Genomic DNA, 2609 nt, shown 5'->3' with positions numbered 1-2609 from the left:
AGAGCTGCAAAAAATGGAATACTTATAAAAGGCGGTGCTACTCTAGAACTATTAAGTAAAATCACTACGGTTGTATTTGATAAAACAGGGACCTTAACAAACGGTAAATTTTCCGTTAAGGAGCTATATGTATTGGACAAGTCTTACCCTATTGAAGCCATTATTTATGGTCTTGAAAAACATTCGAATCATCCTATTGCACTGTCACTTTGTAATGAATTTAATTCTTTTAATCAAAATCTGATTTTTGAAGATATTAAAGAAATAAAAGGACAAGGTCTTGAGGCTTTAGATAAAGATCAGAATCTATATAAACTTGGCTCTGCCGCTTATTTAAATTTAGTAGATGAAAAATACTTTGAGAATTATCAATTATTTCTGTCTGTAAACCACAAACTAGTAGCCTGTATTTTAATACAAGATAAAGTTATGAACGATGCGGTTACTTTAATTTCATTCTTTAACTCTAACAAGATAAATACCGTTTTACTAAGTGGAGACACACAACTAAAATGCAATGCAATTTCGAAAGAACTAGGGATACAAAAAGTATATGCCGCTCAATCTCCAGAGGATAAAATAGAAAAGATAAAACAATTTACGACCAAAGGAAAAACAGCTATGTTTGGTGACGGTGTAAATGACGCACCAGCTCTAACACAAGCAACTGTAGGAATATCTTACACAAAAGCATCTGAAATTGCCGTAAAATCTGCATCTATTGTACTCTTAAATCATAATTTAAAGAGCGTTAAAATGGCCTATCAAATATGCAAACACACGTATCGTACAATTCAACAAAATTTATTTTGGGCATTTGCTTACAATATTGTAGCAATTCCTTTGGCTGCATCGGGTTATTTAAATCCTATTTTTGCTGCCTTTACAATGGCACTTTCTGATATTGTAGTAATTGGGAACTCTATACGATTAAAGTATAAAAATATCGAATCTTAATGTCAAACAAAAAGATATTACATTTAGCGAAATGGTACCCTAATAAAGAAAACCCTTTGTTAGGTATTTTTGTTCGTAAACAGATTCAATCCATTCAGTACTCTTATGAAAATAAAGTAATAAGCCTTTTTGAAACAGACAAAATGGAAACTTCTATTAACAGAGTAAATTCACGTTTTGAAAACATCCAAGAAGTAACCTATTATTACAAAAGAGGACGCCTAAATAAACTAAAAGTCTTTTATTTCATTTGGAAAGAAATAAAGAACAGTAAATCAGACTGGATTCATGCTCATATTATTAGTTGGGCAAGTACTTTAGCCTTTTTAGCTAAAAAAACCACTAAAACTCCGTATGTAATATCGGAACACTGGAGCGGATACCATACTGGATTATTTAAAAATCAAACTTGGATTATTAAGAAACTCAAGAGATTTATAGCATCAAAAGCTACAAAACTTGCCGTTGTATCTTCATATTTAAAAATGGACATGTTGGCCTCAGGTATTAAAGCAAATTATACAGTGGTTGGCAATGTTGTTGAAGGAAAACCTGAAAATCTTGAAAAGAATGAACAATTCACATTCATTTTTGTTGGCGACCTAGAACAAAGTCACAAAAATAGTATAGGAATCATTACCTCTTTTGGGTCAGCATTAAAATCAACAAAAAACATTCAGTTAGATATTATTGGCGATGGAACGGACAAAGAAAAATGCATCAAACTTTGTGAGAGTTTAAACTTAACTGCTCATGTAAATTTTAGAGGAAGCCTAAGTAATAAGGATGTTTTTAAGGCACTGAGTAAGTCTCATGTGTTGATTTTAAATAGTTTTTATGAAACGTTTTCCATTATATGTGCAGAAGCCTTGTTATGTGGTATTCCTGTAATTTCTACTAGATGTGGAGGCCCAGAAATGTTTTTAAATGAACGGACTGGAATCTTAATTGATACCGATAACAACAAACAACTTACAGATGCAATGTTGTTAATACAAAAAAAATATGAGAATTATAAATCTGATGAATTAAAAAAAGTTGCAGCGCAGTTTGATAGAAATAAAATTGGAGAAGAAATTAAAAGACTTTACGAATTAATCTAATTGTTTAAGGTACCTATAGAAAAGAAGTAAAGATGTAATACCAGAAATCCAAAATAAAGAACTTGTTACAATAGCAGCACCTATGATACCAAAACGAGTAATTGCATAATAATTTAAAATACCGTTTAAAATTAAAATTGCAAAAGCTACGGTTGTATTCCAGCTAGATTTACCAACAGCTGCTAGTAGATTGCCAAATGGAATTCTTAGCACAAAAGCACCAAACATACCAACAATTAACAGTTGAAATAGTGGAGCTGCACTACTGTAAGACGCTCCAAATAAAAGCGTAAGTAAAGGTTGAGCAACCAAAAGTAAAGGCACACTTACACAAATTCCGATCACAGAAAATAGTTTGATGTAATTTTTAGAAAAGGCAAATAAATAGGCTTTGTTGTTGCTGTTTTTTGCCAAATCTGTATAATGCGTAGTTATATAAGAATTAGGAATAAAAAAGAGCGCAATGGGGATAATACTCGCTGTTCTGTATATAGCTACTTCTGTTGTATCTGATATCAGTTGTCCGATTAGAAACACATCTAAGGAATA

3 protein-coding genes are annotated in these 2609 nt (G+C 31.7%); 2 read left to right on the top strand and 1 reads right to left on the bottom strand.

Features of this window, described 5'->3' with window-relative positions:
* Positions 1-957 (top strand): HAD-IC family P-type ATPase (locus tag QNK89_RS01650; RefSeq protein WP_340169241.1); only part of this gene is annotated, 957 nt, incomplete at its 5' end.
* On the top strand, positions 957-2060 hold the full coding sequence (locus QNK89_RS01645; protein WP_340169240.1) for a glycosyltransferase: 1104 nt from the start codon (positions 957-959) through the stop codon (positions 2058-2060). The genes QNK89_RS01650 and QNK89_RS01645, both read left to right, overlap by 1 nt.
* Here the strand turns inward: QNK89_RS01645 and QNK89_RS01640 are convergent.
* On the bottom strand, positions 2052-2609 hold a 558-nt coding region (locus QNK89_RS01640), incomplete at its 5' end, for a polysaccharide biosynthesis C-terminal domain-containing protein (protein ID WP_340169239.1). The genes QNK89_RS01645 and QNK89_RS01640 overlap by 9 nt on opposite strands.

Origin of the sequence: Lacinutrix sp. (assembly GCF_037625555.1) — a bacterium.
Taxonomy (GTDB): Bacteria; Bacteroidota; Bacteroidia; order Flavobacteriales; family Flavobacteriaceae; genus Lacinutrix.
Note: the sequence above shows the minus strand (reverse complement) of the source record. Positions and strands in the feature narration are given on the sequence as shown.

What these genes read in the sequence shown, in the direction of transcription:
- QNK89_RS01645 (WP_340169240.1), top strand. Translation starts at nt 957, where the DNA reads ATGTCAAACAAAAAGATATTACATTTAGCGAAATGGTACCCTAATAAA.